Origin of the sequence: Nonomuraea aurantiaca (assembly GCF_020215705.1) — a bacterium.
In the GTDB taxonomy this organism is placed as follows: Bacteria; Actinomycetota; Actinomycetes; order Streptosporangiales; family Streptosporangiaceae; genus Nonomuraea; species Nonomuraea aurantiaca.
The window spans coordinates 370,336-386,052 of record NZ_JAIWNB010000006.1; the positions used below are offsets into that span (position 1 = coordinate 370,336).

19 protein-coding genes are annotated in these 15,717 nt (G+C 69.0%); 11 read left to right on the top strand and 8 right to left on the bottom strand.

The window, feature by feature from the left end:
- Nucleotides 1-244: 244 nt before the first annotated feature.
- On the bottom strand, nt 245-1,096 hold the full coding sequence (locus LDL49_RS17850; RefSeq protein ID WP_263655147.1) for an LLM class flavin-dependent oxidoreductase: 852 nt from the start codon (nt 1,094-1,096) through the stop codon (nt 245-247).
- Between the two features lie 88 nt (nt 1,097-1,184).
- On the opposite strand from LDL49_RS17850, the gene LDL49_RS17855 reads away from it, so the two are divergent.
- A complete protein-coding gene (locus tag LDL49_RS17855) occupies nt 1,185-1,652 on the top strand; it encodes a MarR family winged helix-turn-helix transcriptional regulator (protein WP_225292188.1) in 468 nt (155 codons plus the stop codon).
- On the opposite strand, the gene LDL49_RS17860 is transcribed toward LDL49_RS17855, so the two are convergent.
- The 3 genes from LDL49_RS17860 to LDL49_RS17870 form a co-directional block, all read right to left on the bottom strand.
- On the bottom strand, nt 1,649-2,479 hold the full coding sequence (locus LDL49_RS17860; protein ID WP_225292189.1) for an SRPBCC family protein: 831 nt from the start codon (nt 2,477-2,479) through the stop codon (nt 1,649-1,651). The two genes, LDL49_RS17855 and LDL49_RS17860, sit on opposite strands and share 4 nt — an antisense overlap.
- Nucleotides 2,472-3,029, bottom strand: a complete 558-nt coding sequence (locus LDL49_RS17865) for a helix-turn-helix domain-containing protein (RefSeq protein ID WP_225292190.1) — start codon at nt 3,027-3,029, stop codon at nt 2,472-2,474. Before LDL49_RS17865 ends, LDL49_RS17860 begins: the two co-directional genes overlap by 8 nt.
- A gap of 76 nt (nt 3,030-3,105) precedes the next feature.
- Nucleotides 3,106-4,128, bottom strand: a complete 1,023-nt coding sequence (locus tag LDL49_RS17870; protein WP_225292191.1) for a GDP-mannose 4,6-dehydratase — start codon at nt 4,126-4,128, stop codon at nt 3,106-3,108.
- Between the two features lie 250 nt (nt 4,129-4,378).
- On the opposite strand from LDL49_RS17870, the gene LDL49_RS17875 reads away from it, so the two are divergent.
- From LDL49_RS17875 to LDL49_RS17890, 4 genes are all read left to right on the top strand, one after another.
- Nucleotides 4,379-5,623 (top strand): glycosyltransferase family 4 protein, encoded by a 1,245-nt coding sequence (locus tag LDL49_RS17875; protein WP_225292192.1) that lies wholly within the window; start codon nt 4,379-4,381, stop codon nt 5,621-5,623.
- 43 nt (nt 5,624-5,666) lie between these two features.
- Complete coding sequence (locus LDL49_RS17880; protein ID WP_225292193.1) at nt 5,667-6,383, top strand: class I SAM-dependent methyltransferase; 717 nt, start codon at nt 5,667-5,669, stop codon at nt 6,381-6,383.
- Nucleotides 6,380-7,420: a glycoside hydrolase family 15 protein gene (locus LDL49_RS17885; protein ID WP_225292194.1), complete on the top strand. Its 1,041-nt coding sequence runs from the start codon at nt 6,380-6,382 to the stop codon at nt 7,418-7,420. The genes LDL49_RS17880 and LDL49_RS17885 overlap by 4 nt, the downstream gene beginning before the upstream one ends.
- Nucleotides 7,421-7,571: 151 nt before the next feature.
- Nucleotides 7,572-8,543: a DUF1702 family protein gene (locus LDL49_RS17890; protein ID WP_225292195.1), complete on the top strand. Its 972-nt coding sequence runs from the start codon at nt 7,572-7,574 to the stop codon at nt 8,541-8,543.
- On the opposite strand, the gene LDL49_RS17895 is transcribed toward LDL49_RS17890, so the two are convergent.
- Entirely contained in the window at nt 8,540-9,169 is a 630-nt protein-coding gene (locus tag LDL49_RS17895; protein WP_225292256.1) for a class I SAM-dependent methyltransferase, read from the bottom strand. The genes LDL49_RS17890 and LDL49_RS17895 overlap by 4 nt on opposite strands.
- A gap of 85 nt (nt 9,170-9,254) precedes the next feature.
- Here LDL49_RS17895 and LDL49_RS17900 point away from each other — a divergent pair, with 85 nt between their 5' ends.
- Genes LDL49_RS17900 through LDL49_RS17910 form a run of 3 tightly spaced genes read left to right on the top strand, consistent with a single transcriptional unit; the run spans nt 9,255 to nt 10,999 of the window.
- Nucleotides 9,255-9,707, top strand: a complete 453-nt coding sequence (locus LDL49_RS17900) for a pyridoxamine 5'-phosphate oxidase family protein (protein WP_225292196.1) — start codon at nt 9,255-9,257, stop codon at nt 9,705-9,707.
- Nucleotides 9,704-9,895: a ferredoxin gene (locus tag LDL49_RS17905; protein WP_225292197.1), complete on the top strand. Its 192-nt coding sequence runs from the start codon at nt 9,704-9,706 to the stop codon at nt 9,893-9,895. Before LDL49_RS17900 ends, LDL49_RS17905 begins: the two co-directional genes overlap by 4 nt.
- Nucleotides 9,896-9,913: 18 nt before the next feature.
- Nucleotides 9,914-10,999 (top strand): zinc-binding dehydrogenase, encoded by a 1,086-nt coding sequence (locus tag LDL49_RS17910; RefSeq protein WP_225292198.1) that lies wholly within the window; start codon nt 9,914-9,916, stop codon nt 10,997-10,999.
- Nucleotides 11,000-11,080: 81 nt separating this feature from the next.
- On the opposite strand, the gene LDL49_RS17915 is transcribed toward LDL49_RS17910, so the two are convergent.
- Nucleotides 11,081-11,533 carry a carboxymuconolactone decarboxylase family protein gene (locus LDL49_RS17915; protein WP_308016140.1) on the bottom strand — a complete coding sequence of 151 codons (453 nt, stop codon included), beginning with the start codon at nt 11,531-11,533 and terminating at the stop codon, nt 11,081-11,083.
- A 95-nt stretch (nt 11,534-11,628) separates the two neighbouring features.
- On the bottom strand, nt 11,629-12,813 hold the full coding sequence (locus tag LDL49_RS17920) for a cytochrome P450 (RefSeq protein ID WP_225292200.1): 1,185 nt from the start codon (nt 12,811-12,813) through the stop codon (nt 11,629-11,631).
- Between the two features lie 193 nt (nt 12,814-13,006).
- On the opposite strand from LDL49_RS17920, the gene LDL49_RS17925 reads away from it, so the two are divergent.
- From LDL49_RS17925 to LDL49_RS17935, 3 genes are all read left to right on the top strand, one after another.
- Entirely contained in the window at nt 13,007-13,549 is a 543-nt protein-coding gene (locus LDL49_RS17925) for an RNA polymerase sigma factor (RefSeq protein ID WP_225292201.1), read from the top strand.
- Nucleotides 13,546-14,448, top strand: coding sequence for a hypothetical protein (locus LDL49_RS17930; protein ID WP_225292202.1), 903 nt, complete (start codon nt 13,546-13,548; stop codon nt 14,446-14,448). Before LDL49_RS17925 ends, LDL49_RS17930 begins: the two co-directional genes overlap by 4 nt.
- A 109-nt stretch (nt 14,449-14,557) precedes the next feature.
- The gene (locus LDL49_RS17935) at nt 14,558-15,073 is read left to right on the top strand and encodes a hypothetical protein (protein WP_225292203.1); all 516 of its coding nucleotides are present in this window, start codon (nt 14,558-14,560) and stop codon (nt 15,071-15,073) included.
- A gap of 15 nt (nt 15,074-15,088) precedes the next feature.
- On the opposite strand, the gene LDL49_RS17940 is transcribed toward LDL49_RS17935, so the two are convergent.
- On the bottom strand, nt 15,089-15,643 hold the full coding sequence (locus tag LDL49_RS17940) for a dihydrofolate reductase family protein (RefSeq protein WP_225292204.1): 555 nt from the start codon (nt 15,641-15,643) through the stop codon (nt 15,089-15,091).
- Nucleotides 15,644-15,717: the final 74 nt, after the last annotated feature.

The following is a 15,717-nucleotide window of genomic DNA, read 5'->3' on the forward strand; positions in this document are numbered from 1 at the left end:
CTGTCTAGCTAGGTTTGTTACGCCCCCTACTGGGGGAGTGATCGACGATGACATGGCGCCGTCTGCGGCTGCACAACTTGCGCGACCTTCCGCGGAGGGGAGCGGTATAGCCACCAGAGCGGGGAAGCACAACAGAGCGATGCGCCCTGGCCTGGTGACACAAAGCTAACTGTGTAGCTACACGCCGGGCTCAAAAGTAATATCGTCGTCCAGAAGCCTGAAATGGTGTATAGCCCGGCGTCGCCTATGAAGAGAATTCACGCAATGCCGGGAGAACGTCAGCAGCAAGTCGTTCCATTTGCCGACGGAAGTCCGCCCCCACAGGCATGAGATTCAAAGAGGTGAACCCCAACCGTACGAACCCCATCAATCCCTCGACTACCTCCTCCGTCGACCCCGCCACCAGCGAAGGCGAGTCCGAGGACTCGCCGACCGAAACCGGCACGTTGTACACGCACTCCACCTCCCGCCCCACCCGCCCAGCAGACTCCAGCACCCGCGAACGCATCTCCACCGCCACCGCAGGCGGGGCGAACCCCAGCGAAGGGATCCACCCGTCCGCCAGCTCCCCGGTGGCCGCCAGTGCCCGGTTGCCGTACGTCCCCAGCCAAATGGGGATCGGACTGTCAGGCTTGGGCTCCAGCGAGGCGTCGAGCGTGTGATACCGGGCGCCCTCGTACGTGAACGACGAAGACGACCACAGCCCGCGCATGATGTGAATCGCCTCCACCATCCCATCCACCTTCTCCCGCGGCGTCGGTACGCCCAGCCCGAACGCACGGAACTCCTCGTCCGAATAGCCGCCCCCGAGCCCCAGGATCAGGCGGCCGCCCGAGAGCCGGTGCAGCGACTCCGCCATCTTGGCCACCATCGCCGGCGGCCGGTATGGCACCCCGAGGACCCGCGTGGCGACGCGGATCCGCGAGGTGGCGGCGGCGATCCAGGTGAGCAGCGTCCAGATCTCGTACGTCGGCGACGTCCCGCACGGATGGTCGGACGTCGACACGAAGTCGAACCCCAGTTCCTCCGCCAACCGCGCGTCGCCGACCGGATCCGCGCCGGAAGCCGCCGAGGCCGAGATACCCACACCGAACATCGCACCCGACATCGTGCCCCGCCTCCCAGATTTGGTTTACATGGAACCTAAGACCGAAGTTGGTTACACGTCAACTAATCTGGGCGGCATGGGTGACCCGCGCTGGTTGGACGAGGCCGAGTTCCGGGCCTGGCTCGGCTACCGCCGGATGCGGCTGCTCCTGGACGCCCAGGTGAGCCGGGATCTGCTGCGCGACTCGGGGCTGTCGGCGCCCGACTACGACGTGCTGTCGTCCCTGTCGTCGGCCGAGGGGCGTCGGGGGCGGCTCACCGAGCTGGCCGAGCGGATGCTGTGGTCGAAGAGCAGATTGTCGCGGCACATCTCACGGATGGAGCAGCGTGGCCTGGTCACCCGTGAGGAGTGCGAGAGCGACGGCCGCGGCGCCGTGATCGTGCTGACCGAGGAGGGGCTGCGGGCCATCGAGGCGGCGGCCCCCGATCATGTGGAGTCGGTACGCCGCCACTTCATCGACCTGCTGACGCCGGAGCAGATCGAGGTTCTGGGGGCCGTCGCGGCGACCGTGCTGACCCACCTTGGGGAGAAGAGCGACGACTAGGACACCCAGATGGGGCTCCAGTCGGCCACCTCGTGGAAGCGGCGCAGTTCGGAGACACCGGATATGGTGCCGAGCCAGGCCGCGTACGGCGGGCGGTCGAAACCGCTCTGCACCATCGTCAACCGCGTCTTGCCGCCGGACTCCGCCAGCTCCCAGGTGCTGACCCCGACGCCGCCCCAGTCGACGGACAGCTTTCGCCCCGGCTCCAGCTCGACGATCTTCGCCGGGTTGGGGTTGTCCGCCAGCCCGCCCATGGCGAAACGGCCGCCGACGTGCGGCTCGATCTCGATCGGGAAGCCGAACCAGCGGGTCACCGACTCCGAGTCGATCAGCGAGTCGAAGACCTTCTCCGCCGAAGCGGCGATCAGCACTTCCGCCCGCAGGTCGGGGGAGGTGAAGTCGGGCTTCGGGGTGAGCGGGCGGCCGTCGAAGTGCTCGGCCAGGTTGGCCAGCATGAGGCACCAGTATGTCTGGATCACGCCGCGGATCGTCGACTCGGCGAGCGCCTCCTGGAAGTCGAAGTGGGTCTGCGAGACGGACACGATGGTCGTCTCGGGGCTCTCCTCCTCCAGGCCGAACTCGACCGTGGTGTCCACGCCGTCCAGCAGCCAGGAGAAGCGCACCGTGTGGTCGTCGACGTGCAGCGGTCGCTGGTGCGGCGCGTCGCCTTCGGGGGTGTGGCGGCCCCAGAACTCATAGCGGTCCGGCAGGTCCACCTCGGCGTGCTCGGCCAGCCAGAGCCGCATCGTCGCGGCGTCGGTCAGCGCGTGACGCACCTCCTTCACCGGTGCCTGGACGCGGGCGCGGACGGTCATCGGCTCACTCATGTTCGTCTCCCTTGGGGTAGCAGGCGACGGCGAGCTTGAAGGCGTCACCTTCCGCTCCGCCGTACCTCGTGAACAGGTCCTGCAGCATCCCCTGCAGCTCGCGCAGGAACTCCTGACGATTCTCGGGGCGCACGTGGATCTCCCCCGACAGCCCGATCGACGGCAGTTCCGTCGCGGTCCTGTCGAGGCTCGCGATGTCGGCCTGAACCTCCTCCATGAGGTCCAGCAGGTAGCCCAGGCTCAGCTCGTCCTGCACCCTGTGCACGCCGATCCGGCCGACCAGGCGGGGTGACAGCCAGTAGGAGCGCGCGCCCGCCTGGTAGATGCCCTCATGGACACCGCGCACCTTCCGCTCCGACACCAGGTCGACCAGGCCGGCGTCCACCAGCCGTTTGACGTGGTAGTAGACGCGCTGTGGCGTCTGACCGAGCCGGGCCGCGACCTCAGTGCAGGTGCGCGGCTCGGCCAGCTGCCGCAGCACCTCGACGCGCTGCGGCTTGAGCAGCGCCTCGGCCTGCTCGATCTGCTCCAGGTACAGGACATCTCTCATCGCAAAAACAATCCTTTATGTAAAACTGGATTTTGTCAATAGGGCATGCTCGAAGGAGCATCGTCGATCGGGTGGATCAGGGCCAGGAGCTGTCCTGGTCGGGGTCGCCGCCGTTCGACAGCAGGCGCAGGTCGGCTTCGACCATCGTCGCCACCAGCTCGTCGAACGGCATCGTCGGCTCCCAGCCGAGCTGCACCTGGGCCTTCTTCGGGTCCGCACAGAGCAGGTCGACCTCGGCGGGCCGATGCAGGGCCTGGTCGGTGACGACGTACTGCTCCCAGTCGAGGGAGGCCGCCGCGAAGGCGGCCTGGACCAGCTCACGGACCGACTTCATGCGCCCGGTGCCGATCACGTAGTCCTCGGGGGTGCCGGCCTGGAGCATGAGGTGCATGGCCCGTACGTAGTCGCCCGCGAAGCCCCAGTCCCGCCGGGCCTCCAGGTTGCCGAGCCGGAGCTCGGTGTCGAGGCCGAGCTTGATGCGCGCCACGCCGAGCGAGACCTTGCGGGTGACGAACTCGGCGCCACGCCGGGGCGACTCGTGGTTGAACAGGATGCCGGAGACGGCGTACATGCCGTAGGACTCGCGGTAGTTCTGCGTGAGGAAGTGCCCGTACGCCTTGGCCACGCCGTACGGCGAGCGCGGGTGGAAGGCGGTGCGCTCCGTCTGCGGCGTCTCGCTGACCTGGCCGAACATCTCAGAGGACGAAGCCTGATAAAAGCGGATCTGGCCGGAGGCTGCGCTGCCCCGCGACACGCCCGAGCACACCCGGATGGCCTCCAGCATCCGCAGCACGCCCATCCCCGTCACCTCGGCCGTGAGCTCCGCCTGCTCCCACGACATGGGTACGAACGAGATGGCCCCCAGGTTGTAGACCTCGTCGGGCTGAACCCGTTCCACGGCCGAGATCAGCGATCCCTGGTCGAGCAGGTCGCCGCGGACCACCTGGACATCGGCCAGCAGCTTGCGCAGCCGCGACACGCGCGGGTTGGCCTGACCCCGCGCCAGGCCCCACACCTCGTACCCCTGACCCAGCAGGTACTCCGCCAAATAGGAACCGTCCTGGCCGGTGATGCCGGTGATCAGAGCGCGCCTGGCCAAGGGGTCCTCCCACTATCACGACCGCGTCCTTTTGGACGGGAATGTACAGCTAAGCGCCTCGATACAGCACCAGAGCCTCCTAGAACACGTTCCACCGAACCACGCTCGGTCATGCCAACATCGCAGTTCGCACGGCCTTTAGCGGGAGTTGTGAACAATTCCAGATGACCTACCGAATGGTAGCCTTCTCGGACTAAGGTCATCTTCACGGTACACGCCCATCTCTGGGTGCATACCGGGCTAGAAAGGGGTGTCCGTGAGCGACACGCTGCGGATCGCGCTGCTGTCCTACCGCAGCAAGCCGACCTGTGGTGGCCAGGGCGTCTACCTCCGCCACCTGAGTCGCGAGCTGGTCGCCCTCGGCCATCACGTCGAGGTGTTCTCCGGCCAGCCGTACCCGGAGCTGGACGAGGGCGTGATCCTGCAGAAGGTGCCGAGCCTCGACCTCTACCGCGACGAGGACCCGTTCAGGACGCCGAAGCTGCACGAGTACCGCGACTGGATCGACTGGCTGGAAGTCGGCACCATGTGGACCGCGGGGTTCCCCGAGCCGCTGACGTTCACGCTGCGGGCGCACCGCGCGCTGAAGAAGCGGGTGGGCGACTTCGACGTCGTCCAGGACAACCAGACGCTCGGCTACGGCCTGCTCGGCATCCAGAAGCTGTTCCCGGTGGTCGGCACGATCCACCACCCGATCAGCGTGGACCGGCGCATCGAGCTGGAGGCGGCCACCGGCGCCAAGAAGCTGACCATGCGCCGCTGGTACGGCTTCGTGAAGATGCAGGCCAAGGTCGCGCCCCGGCTGAGCCCGATCCTGACCGTCAGCGAGTCGTCGCTGGCCGACATCCACCGCGACTTCAACGTCCCGCAGGCGAACATGCGCCTGATCCCGCTCGGCGTCGACACCCGCTACTTCCACCCGCGCCCGGACAAGCCCCGGCGCAAGGGCTCGATCGTGGCGGTGGCCAGCGCCGACTCCCCCATGAAGGGCGTCGCCACGCTGCTGCGGGCGGTGGCCAAGCTGGCCACCGAGCGCGACGTCAACCTCACGGTGGTCAGCAAGCCGACTCCCGGCGGGCCCACCGAGCAGCTCGTACAAGAGCTGTCGCTGCAGGACCGGGTCCGCTTCGTGCACGGCATCTCCGACGACGAGCTGGGCGAGCTGATCGCCACCTCGGAGGTCTCCGTGGTGCCGTCGCTGTACGAGGGGTTCTCGCTGCCGGCCGTCGAGCACATGGCCTGCGCCACCCCGCTGGTCGCCAGCCGTACCGGGGCGCTACCCGAGGTGGTGGGGGACGCCGCGATCCAGGTCGCGCCCGGCGACGCCGAGGAGCTGGCCGCCGTGCTGCGCCGCCTGCACGACTCTCCCGAGGAGCGCGAGCGGGTGGGCAAGGCCGGATACGACCGGGTCATGGAGCGTTACACCTGGCGCGTGGTCGCCCAGAGAACCGTCGAGGCGTACCGTGAGGCCATCGCGGCCCGCCGTACCCGCTGACCGAACTTCCGAGGCCCTGACCCAACTTCAAGGAGATCGATAAGTGCTGACGGTGGACTTCGCCCGGCTGCCGGTCGGGCCCGGCGTACGCGTGCTCGACCTGGGTTGCGGCGGCGGCCGGCACGCCTTCGAGGTGCTGCGCCGGGGCGCGGACGTGGTCGCCTTCGACATGGACCAGTCCGAGCTGGACAGCGTGGCGGCCATGTTCGTGGCGATGGACAAGGCGGGTGAGGTGCCGCCCGGCGCCGGCGGTGAGACCGTTCAGGGTACGGCTCTGGACATGCCTTTCGAGGAGGGCTCCTTCGACCGGGTCATCGCGGCCGAGGTGCTGGAGCACATCCCCGACGACATGGCCGCGATGCGGGAGATCTTCCGGGTGCTCAAGCCCGGCGGCACCGCCGCGATCACCGTGCCGAGCTTCCTGCCCGAGCGGATCTGCTGGGCGCTGGACGAGGACTACCACACGGCCCCCGGCGGACATGTCCGGATTTATACGTTGGCTGAGCTGTCGGCCAAGCTGAAGGCCACCGGCTTCCACATCGGCCCCCACCACCACGCCCACGGCCTGCACGCACCCTACTGGTGGATCAAGTGCGCGGTCGGCGTCAACAACGACGACCATCCGCTCGCCAAGGCCTACCACGAGCTGCTGGTCTGGGACATCATGAAGCGCCCGCCGCTCACCCGGCTGGCCGAGAACCTGCTCAACCCGCTCATCGGCAAGAGCGTGGTGCTCTACGTCAGGAAGCCCGCCGCGTGATCTCACGCGAGGAGGCCGTACGCACGGCCTTGAGCATCTCGGCGATCCAGCAGGACGACGGCGGCGTGCCCTGGCCGGAAGGCCACGTGGACGCGTGGAACCACGTCGAGTGCCTGATGGCGATGACCGTGGCGGGCCTGCGCGACCCCGTCGCGCGCGGCTACGACTGGCTGGCCCGGCACCAGCGCGACGACGGCTCATGGGCGATGAAGCTGATCGACGGCGTGGCAACCGAGCAGGGCGGCGAGTCGAACCACGCCGCCTATGTCGCGGTGGGCCTCTGGCACCATCACCTGGTGACGGGCGACCAGGAGGTCACCGAGCTCAGGTGGCCGATGGTCAAGAGGGCGCTCGACTATGTGGTGGGACTCCAGACCGAACGCGGCGAGGTCGTCTGGGAACGCGACGCCCAGGGCCGGGCCTCCTCCTACGCGCTGCTCACCGGCTGCTCGTCGATCCACCAGGGACTGAGATGCGGCGTCCTGCTCGCCGACCACCTGGGCGACCCGCAGCCGCACTGGGAGCTGGCCGCCGACCGCCTGGCCCACGTGCTGGCCGCGCACCCGGAGGCGTTCGCCGACAAGAGCCGCTTCTCCATGGACTGGTACTACCCCGTACTCGGCGGCGCCGTCCGGGGCCCGGCGGCGGAGGAGCTGCTGGAGCGGGAGTGGGGCACGTTCGTGGTGCCGGGGCTGGGGATCCGGTGCGTGTCCGACCAGCCGTGGGTGACGGGGGCGGAGACGTGCGAGCTGGCGCTGGCCCTCGACGCGCTGGGCGAGCGCGACCGGGCCGCCCGGCTGTTCGCCGACATCCAGCACCTGCGCCACGAGGACGGCTCGTACTGGACGGGCTGGCAGTTCATCAACCAGCGGCACTTCCCGCACGAGCGGAGCGGATACACGGCCGCGGCGGCGGTGCTCGCGGCGGACGCGTTGTCCGCCTTCTCCCCGGGTGCGGGGATCTTCCGCGACATCAGCGCTCCCTCCGTCTCCCCCGCCGACCCCCACCTGTGCGGGTGCACGCCGGCTCGCGCGTGATCTTGCCCCGGTACGCAAGGGCTTTTGCGGGTTCTTTGCCGAGAAATGCGGAGCGGCACCGCTGAACGCCCCATTGGGGTTACTAGCTTCGTGAGTGGCCGTACGAGGCGTCTTCGGGGGAAGCGTGGGCGACACGGGCACAACAGCGTTCTTGGAGCAGGACAGGACTGAGCCGACGCTTTCGCCGGTTCGCGGGCTACGGAGGCTGCTGCTGAAGGAGCAGTCCGAAGCCGACCTGGCCCGGCGGAGGTTCCGGCTACGGCAGGGACATTCCCGGGCCGCCGTCGAAGGGGCCGAGCGGTCATACGTTTTCGGGTTCAACGCCGCCGTCTCGGATGAAGCCGACCGGATCGACGAGGTGGCTCCGGAGCAGCGGAGCTTCGCTTATGAGGGGGCCGGTGCCGCGTGCACCGTGCTCGACCTGCTCACCCTGACTCGGGGCCGGCGCCTTCACGAGCTACTGGCCGGCCCCGCCCAACTTCACCCGTACGCCGTGCACCTCGGTGCCGGGCGCGGCTACGCGCTGCTGCGCGTGCGGCCCATGTGGGGTGTACGGCGGACCCACCCGCTGTTCCGGTGGCTGGCCGTGGACGGGTTCGGGTTCCAGTGGAGCCTGGCGCGGGCCGACCGGATGGTGGGCGAGCGGACCATGCCCGATCTGCTCACCAGGAGCCACTGCGCGATCTTCGACCAGGGGCTGGGCCGGCTGCTCTGGTCCCACGAGTGCGCCTCACCCGACGACGTGGCGGCCAGGATCGGCGCCTACCCCGCGGGGCGCCGGGCGGATCTGTGGAGCGGTGTCGGGTTCGCGGCGACGCACACGGGTGGCGCGAACGCCGACGAGCTGTGGTGGCTGACCGACCACGCGGGGGCCGACGGGTTCCGGGCCCATCTGGCTCAGGGGAGCGCGTTCGCCGCCTCGGCCCGGCTCCAGGCGGGGGCGCTGCCGGACCACATGGCGCAGGCCGTACCGATCCTGGCAGGGGCGGAGCCCGAGGAGGCCGCCGGGTGGGCCGAGGGGGCGCTCATCGCGCTCGGCCACGACCCGCACACCCACGAGGACTTCCAGTCCTGGCGGGCCCACACCCGCAGAGCATGGACCCGCCGCCGGACGCGGCACTAGATTCCTGGGGCCACGCGCTCCAGGACGCGCAGCGAGCCCTCCACCGAGGTCTCGGTGAACGCGCCCGAGGCGAGCGCCCGCAGGTAGACCCGGTAGGGAGCCTGACCGCCGGCGGCCGGATCCGGATAGATGTCGTGGAAGACCAGCGCGCCGCCCGCCATGACGTGCGGCGCCCAGCCCTCGTAATCACGCGTCACCGGCTCCTCGGAATGGCCGCCGTCGATGAACAGCAGCCCCAGAGGCGTGTTCCAGAGCCGGGCCACCTGCTCGGAGTGGCCGACCACGGCGATCACCTCGTCCTCCAGCCCGGCGGCGGCGATCGTCTGGCGGAACGTCGGCAGCGAGTCCATCTTGCCGAACCGCGGATCGACCAGCGTCGGGTCATGGTGGGCCCAGCCGGGCTGGATCTCCTCCGAGCCGCGGTGGTGGTCCACGGTGATGACCACGGACCCGGCCAGCCTGGCCGCCGCGCCGAGGTAGACGGCCGACTTGCCGCAGTAGGTGCCGATCTCGCAGATCGGCCCGAGTTTGCCGTACTGGCAAGCCGCCTCGAACAGCGCCAGCCCCTCATTTTCCGGCATGAAACCCTTGGCTTGCTTGGCTGCGAATCGCAGTTCAGGCGGCATCGTCATAGGGATGCACCCTAGTAGAACCGAACAACATTCCAGCGCCCCCTTGCCCGGCATTCTGCAACCTGTTCTACTTGGCAACGTGAATCAGCGCGCTCGCATCGCGATGTCCGGAGACGAGGTCACCGCCTTCCTCGAAGGGGCCCGCAAGCTCCAGCTCGCGACCATCAACCCCGACGGCACGCCGCATCTGGTGACCATGTTCTACGGCCTCGATGAGGGGCGGATCGTCTTCTGGAGCTACGCCAAGGCGCAGAAGGTCCGCAACCTGGAGCGCGATCCGCGGGTGAGCTGCCTGATCGAGGCCGGCGAGGACTACAACGAGCTGCGCGGCGTCCTGCTGTACGGCGAGGCCAAGCGCGTGGACGAGCCCGAGCAGGTCCTGGCCATCGGCATGAAGGTCACGCGCAGGATGACCCCCGACGTGGCGGACGAACTTTTGCACCCCTATGTCGAACAAACCGGTCGGAAACGGGTCGCTTACCTTGTCGAGCGCACCAAAGTGGTCTCATGGGATCACAGGAGGCTCACATGAAGGTCAAGGTCGATGAGATGGTGTGCGAAGCCAATGCGGTGTGCATGGGGCTCGCCCCCGAGGTGTTCGACGTGGACGACGACGACCAGCTGCACATCCTGCTCCCGGAACCACCCCCCGAACTCCTGGACCGCGTCCGCCACGCGGTTCGATCCTGCCCCAAAGCCGCTCTTTCCCTAGAGGAATAGCCGGAGGAGGAACTCCCCATGCGCGCCGCCCTTCTGCACGCCGTAGGCGACGACAAGCTGGACATCCGCGACGATGTCACCCTCACCCCTGTCGGCCCGGCCGACGTACGGGTGCGGATCAAGGCGACGGGCGTCTGCCATTCGGACCTGTCGGCCATGTCCGGCGTGCTGCCGCAGCCCGTGCCGCTCGTCCCGGGTCACGAGGGCGCGGGCGAGGTGGTCGAGGTGGGCGAGCATGTCAGCTCGGTCCAGCCGGGCGATCACGTGATCATCAACTGGCGCCCGTCCTGCCAGGACTGCGAGCTGTGCCTGGGCGGCCAGCCGTACCTCTGCATGAAGTACGTGATCGAGTCCTTCACCAAGGGCAACTTCCGCTTCGGCGGCGACCAGACGGCGTACGGCATGGCCGGGTGCGGCACCTGGGCCGAGGAGATCGTCGTCCCGTGGCAGGGCGCAATCAAGATCGACACGGACATCTCGTGGGAGGCGGCCGCGCTGATCGGCTGCGGCATCACCACCGGCGTGGGCGCCGCCCTCAACACCGCCAAGGTACGGCCCGGCTCGACCGTCGCCGTCGTCGGCTGCGGCGGCGTCGGCCTGTCCGTCATCCAGGGCGCGCGCGTCTCCGGCGCCCGGACGATCCTGGCGATCGACCCGCTGGAGTCCAAGCACGAGCTGGCCAAGAAGGTCGGCGCCACCCACGCCGTGACCCCCGAGCAGGTCCCCGAGGCGCTCAACGAGCTGACCGGCGGCGGCGGCTTCGACTACGGCTTCGAGGTGGTCGGCAAGGCGGCCACCATCCAGAGCGCGTGGCAGGTGACCCGCGCGGGCGGCGAGGTCATCGTGGTCGGCGCGGGCGCGGTGGACGACATGGTGTCGATCTCCGCGTTCAGCCTGCTGTTCGAGGGCAAGAACCTGCTGTCCAGCCTGTACGGCGAAGCCGACGTGCGGCACGCCTTCCCCTACTTCGCCAAGCTCTACAAGGCCGGCCAGCTGGACCTGGAATCCATGATCAGCGCCCGGATCCGGCTGGGCGACCTGAACGACGCCGTGGCCGCGCTCAAGGGCGGCGAGGTGCTGCGCCAGATCGTCCTGATGGACTGAGCGTCCAGCAGGACTCAGCGTTCGGTGTCGCGGTCGAGCACCGAGTCCGCGAACACCGGCCACGCCTCGGGCGCGCCGTCGTCACCAGGCGCCCGCTACTGCCCGAGTGGCGACGTTGAGGCGGTTGAAGACGTTGGTCGTAGAGATCATCAGGAGCAGGGAGCAGAGCCCCTGCTCGTCGTAGTGCTTGGCGGCCGCGTCCCAGATCTCGTCCGGAACCGGGTCCGCACGGTCGCTGAGCCGGGTGACGGCCTCGGCGAGCGCCAGGGCGGCGCGCTCGGCGTCGGTGAAGTAGGGGGCCTCCCGCCAGGCCGCCACCGCCCACAGCCGCTCGTCCGTCTCCCCTGCCTTCTTGGCGCTGCGCGAGCCCATGTCCACGCAGACGCTGCAGCCGTTGATCTGGCTGGCCCGCAGGTGGACGAGCTCGAGCGTGGTGCCGGGCACGCCGCCCTGCTTGCACGCCTCGATGAGGGCCATGATCGCCTTCATGGCGTCGGGGACGAGCTTTGCCGGGTTGGTCATCCGCGCTTGCATGATCGGGTTCCTCCAGGAGTCACATCGGTCGGCCAGGTCCCGGCCGTTACTCATATGACTCGCCGGATCGGAGGAATGTGACAGACCGCTGATGGTCACCAGATGACGGGGAGCGCCACCGGCCCGCGGACGACCATGCCGCTCTTCCAGCTCAGCTCCTCCCCCGCCACGGCCGGCCGCAGGCCGGGCAGGCGCCGCAGCAGCGCGGCGAGCGCCACCTGAAGCTCCATCCGGGCCAGTGCCGCTCCGGGACAGAAGTGCGGGCCGTGGCCGAAGGCGAAGTTCGGCTGCGGCTTGCGGGTGAGGTCGAGCCGCTCCGGGTCCTCGAACACCCGGGGATCGCGGTTGGCGGCGTAGTAGGCCGCGAAGACCGGCTCGTTCGCGCGCACGGTGCCGCCTACGAGCTCCACGTCCTCGGTGGCGTACCTCGGGATGAACGTGGCGGCGGTCGCCGTCACCGGGACGTGCCTCAGTAACTCCTCGACCGCGTCCGCCAGGTCCACCTGCCCCTCGCGCAGCAGGGCGAGCTGGTCGGGGTGGGTCAGCAGCGCGTACGAGAAGTTGGCGATCTGCGACGCCGTGGTCTCGTAGCCGGCGGCCAGCAGGGTCATCAGGAAGCCGATCAGCTCCTCCTCCGACAGGCTGTCCCGCTCGTCACGCGCCTGCACCAGGGCGCCGATCAGGTCGTCGGTCGGGGACTCGCGCCGACGCGCCACCAGCCCGGCCAGGTAACCGCCGAGCGCGGCCAGCCGCGCCTTCTTCTCCTCCAGGGGTATCGCGCTCGTGGTCATGTACGCGTCGGCCCAGGACTGGAAGGTCGCGCGATCGTCGTACGGCACGCCGAGCAGCTCGCAGATCACGGTCGCGGGCAGCGGCACGGCATAACCCTCCACCAGATCGGCCGGTGGCCCTTGGGCCGTCAGCCGATCCAGCAGGCCCTCGACGATCTCCTCGGCGCGGGGCCGCAGCAGTTCGACCCGGCGCGCGGTGAACGCCTTGCCGACCAGCCGCCGCATCCGCGTGTGCTCCGGCGGGTCGAGGTCGGAGAGCCCGCCCGGCACCGGCTCCGGATACATGCGCGGCGCGTCCCGGCCGGCCGCGGCCGCCCGGCTGAAGCGCGGGTCGGCGAAGACCGTGCGGACGTCCTCGTAGCGGGTCGCCAGCCAGGCCGGCTCGCCGTACGGCATCTGGATCCGGGCCAGCGGCTCGTGCTCGCGCAGCCAGCCGTAGGTGTCGTCCAGCTCCAGCTGGTACGGCATGCCGAGCGGATAGTCCCTCATGGCCCCACCTCTCACCAGGTGACGAGCAGTCTGGCCCACGCTTTCACCAACCCTCCAGGCTGTCCAGATCATCGAAGGACAGGGGGCTGACCCGCGTCAGGCCATGTCGGCGTCGCTCGGCGGGGCAGTGACTCACGAGTGTGCGGCGTACTGAGAACTGCAACAGGCCGAAGGGAGCCGGACACTTACCAAGGTGTCCGGCACCTATCGGCAAGGAGACTCTGTGACACACCGAGATCGCTTCGAAGCGGTCTATGACGCGTACTATCCGGCGATACATCAGTACGCCGCCCGCCGTACCAGCTCCCCCGACGACACCGCCGACGTCATCTCCGAGACGTTCCTCACCGCCTGGCGGCGTATCGGCGACGTGCCCGAGGGCGAGCGGGCGCTGCTCTGGTTATACGGGGTGGCCCGCCGCGTGCTGGCCAACCAGCAACGCGGCGCGTCCCGCAGGGCCGGGCTCGCCGAGCGGCTCCGTGACGAGCTGGCCGCCGACCGGCCCGTCAGACCGGTCGATCTGGAGTACGTACGCGCCGCCTTCGACGAGCTGCCCGAGCGTGACCGCGAGGTCATGGCGCTGGCCCATTGGGAGGGTCTGAGCAGCGAGCAGATCGCCAAGGTTTTGGGATGTACGGCCGTCGCCGCCCGGACCCGGCTGCATCGGGCGCGCAAGCGGCTGGCGGCGGCGCTGGAGCGGCAGACGTCCATGACGATCGCGATGGGGGAAGCATGAGCGACATCGACCACCTGATGAGGGCCATCGACCCGACCCCGCACGCGCCGGAACAGGGGCCCGGCGCGCGCGAGCTGCGAGCGGCGATCATGGCGACACCGGCTCCAGGCCGCCGACGGTCCTGGCTTCCGCAAAGGGGAACCTTCGGACCCCGCTGGCCTGTCCTGGCCTCGGCGGTCACCGCCGCGGCCGTGGCCGTGGCGATCGGCGTCGGCCTGCCGGCCAGTGGTCCGGCGACCGAGTACGCCAACGCGGCCGTCTCCATCAAGAAGGCCGAGGACTATTTCAGCGTCACCATCACCGACCCGGCGGCCGACCGCCGACGCTTCGAGGAGGCGTTTCGGGCGGTCGGGTTGAACGTCACGGTGAAAGTCGTCCCGGTGGCGCCGGACGAGGTCGGCGAGCTGCTCGGCCCTGTCGTTCCGGAGGGCTTCAAATGGCACGGAAGCATCGGGACGCAGCGCGTGACACCTTGCGCGTCGGCGTTCTGCGGCAAGGTCTGGATGCCCTCGGACTTCCCCGGACGCGTCGTCTTCGGGGTCGGCCGCCCCGCCAAGCCGGGCGAACCCTATGCCGAGGACGTCGCCTTCGACCCCGAGGGAGAGGAGGCCATGGCCGGCTACACGGCTCACGGCAAGACGGTCGCGGCTGTGCGCGCCGAGGCGCGCCGGCGCGGGTTGAAGGTCGGCTACCGCCTGCTGTGGAACTCTCCTGACGGCGGCTTCTCCGACCAGCCCGTCCCCGCGGACCGGATCAAGGACGACTGGACCGTGAGCGGATCCCGCGACCACAGCTCCGACACCGTCGACCTCTACGTCCTGCCCGGTCCCGGCGCCGGTCCCGCCCCCGACCCGCTGAAGGCCAGGACACCTCAGTGGTACGACGACCTCACCGACTGAGTCTGTCACATTTCCCGTGGTCGGAACGTCTTATAGGTAGCCGCCTGAGCGTCATCTAGGTAGCCGCCCATGAGTCCAGGCGTCCGCGCAGGGGAGATGAATCCTGTTGGTGTCCATCCCGGAAGTCCCATACACCGATCCCGCCAGCTGGCGGATCGCCATGGAAGCCAGTGCGGCGAGCCTGTCGATGAACACCCTGAAGGGTCCGCGACTCCTCGATGAGCTGCCGTGGTTCCAGGGTTCCTTCCGGCTGACTCGGGCCGGGCTGCCGGCGGGATTCACCCTGCGGCTCCCGCTGCCGACCCGTCCGGAGTGGCTGCGGGAGGAGGAGACGGCCGAACTGCTGTGGGAGTCGGTGAGCCTCGAGGCCGCCGGGATCCCGAACCAGTTCGGCGGGCGGACCCGGCTGCGGCTCGGCCGACGGGAGACCTTCGCGAGCGTGTCCGCTCTGTGCGCCAAGATTCCCGTCGGTCGTTCCGGCCGCCCCTACCTGAAGATCGTCCTGGAGACGGTGTTCCCGTCTTTGAGCCTGCGCTGGCCGCGCGAGGCACGGCTGCGGCTGCGGCCGGTGACGCTCAAGCTGTTCAGCGAGATCCGTCTCGCCGAGACCACCCCGCCGTCGTGATCCCGGGCCCGTCCGTCACTCGGCCGCCTTCGGGCGGTACGAGGCGATGATCACGCCGCTCTTCATGACCTTGGTGTCGACCAGCTCGAACGACGCCTTGAAGTCCTTGAGCGGCGTCGTCACGCTCTCGGCGCCTTCCAGGACCGGGGTGATCCAGAACCGGACCTCATCCAGCAGGCCCGCCCTGATGAGCTGAGTGGTGACCGAGCCGAAGCCGTACTGCAGGATGTCCTTGCCGTCCCGGGCCTTGAGCTTGGTGACCTCCTCGACCAGGTCGCCCTGCAGCACCTCGCTGTTCTTCCACGTGGGGTTGGTCAGAGTGGTCGAGGCGACGTACTTCTTGACGTTGTTGAAGTAGGCCGCGCCGGTGCTCGGGTCGCTCTCGTCCCGGGTCGGCCAGGCGGCGGACATGCCGTCGTACGTGGCACGGCCCATCAGCAGCGCGTCGGCGCCATTCGTCTGCTCACCGGCGAAGGCGACGGCCTCGTCGTCGAAGTAGGGCATCGTCCACATCGGGTTCTCGATGACGCCGTCGAGGGTGATGTAGGTCGAGTTGATGATCTTGCGCATCGGGATCTCCTGGGTGTCGGCGGTGCCATTTGGCGACACCCACAACCTTTCAGATCCCACTTACGATTCTCTTC

Bases quoted from the DNA above. Each gene is read 5' to 3' on its own strand.
- LDL49_RS17855 (WP_225292188.1), top strand. From the start codon at position 1,185: ATGGGTGACCCGCGCTGGTTGGACGAGGCCGAGTTCCGGGCCTGGCTC.
- LDL49_RS17910 (WP_225292198.1), top strand. From the start codon at position 9,914: ATGCGCGCCGCCCTTCTGCACGCCGTAGGCGACGACAAGCTGGACATC.
- LDL49_RS17895 (WP_225292256.1), bottom strand. From the start codon at position 9,169: ATGCCGCCTGAACTGCGATTCGCAGCCAAGCAAGCCAAGGGTTTCATG.
- LDL49_RS17920 (WP_225292200.1), bottom strand. From the start codon at position 12,813: ATGAGGGACTATCCGCTCGGCATGCCGTACCAGCTGGAGCTGGACGAC.
- LDL49_RS17865 (WP_225292190.1), bottom strand. From the start codon at position 3,029: ATGAGAGATGTCCTGTACCTGGAGCAGATCGAGCAGGCCGAGGCGCTG.
- LDL49_RS17860 (WP_225292189.1), bottom strand. From the start codon at position 2,479: ATGAGTGAGCCGATGACCGTCCGCGCCCGCGTCCAGGCACCGGTGAAG.
- LDL49_RS17905 (WP_225292197.1), top strand. From the start codon at position 9,704: ATGAAGGTCAAGGTCGATGAGATGGTGTGCGAAGCCAATGCGGTGTGC.
- LDL49_RS17940 (WP_225292204.1), bottom strand. From the start codon at position 15,643: ATGCGCAAGATCATCAACTCGACCTACATCACCCTCGACGGCGTCATC.
- LDL49_RS17850 (WP_263655147.1), bottom strand. From the start codon at position 1,096: ATGTTCGGTGTGGGTATCTCGGCCTCGGCGGCTTCCGGCGCGGATCCG.
- LDL49_RS17930 (WP_225292202.1), top strand. From the start codon at position 13,546: ATGAGCGACATCGACCACCTGATGAGGGCCATCGACCCGACCCCGCAC.
- LDL49_RS17915 (WP_308016140.1), bottom strand. From the start codon at position 11,533: ATGCAAGCGCGGATGACCAACCCGGCAAAGCTCGTCCCCGACGCCATG.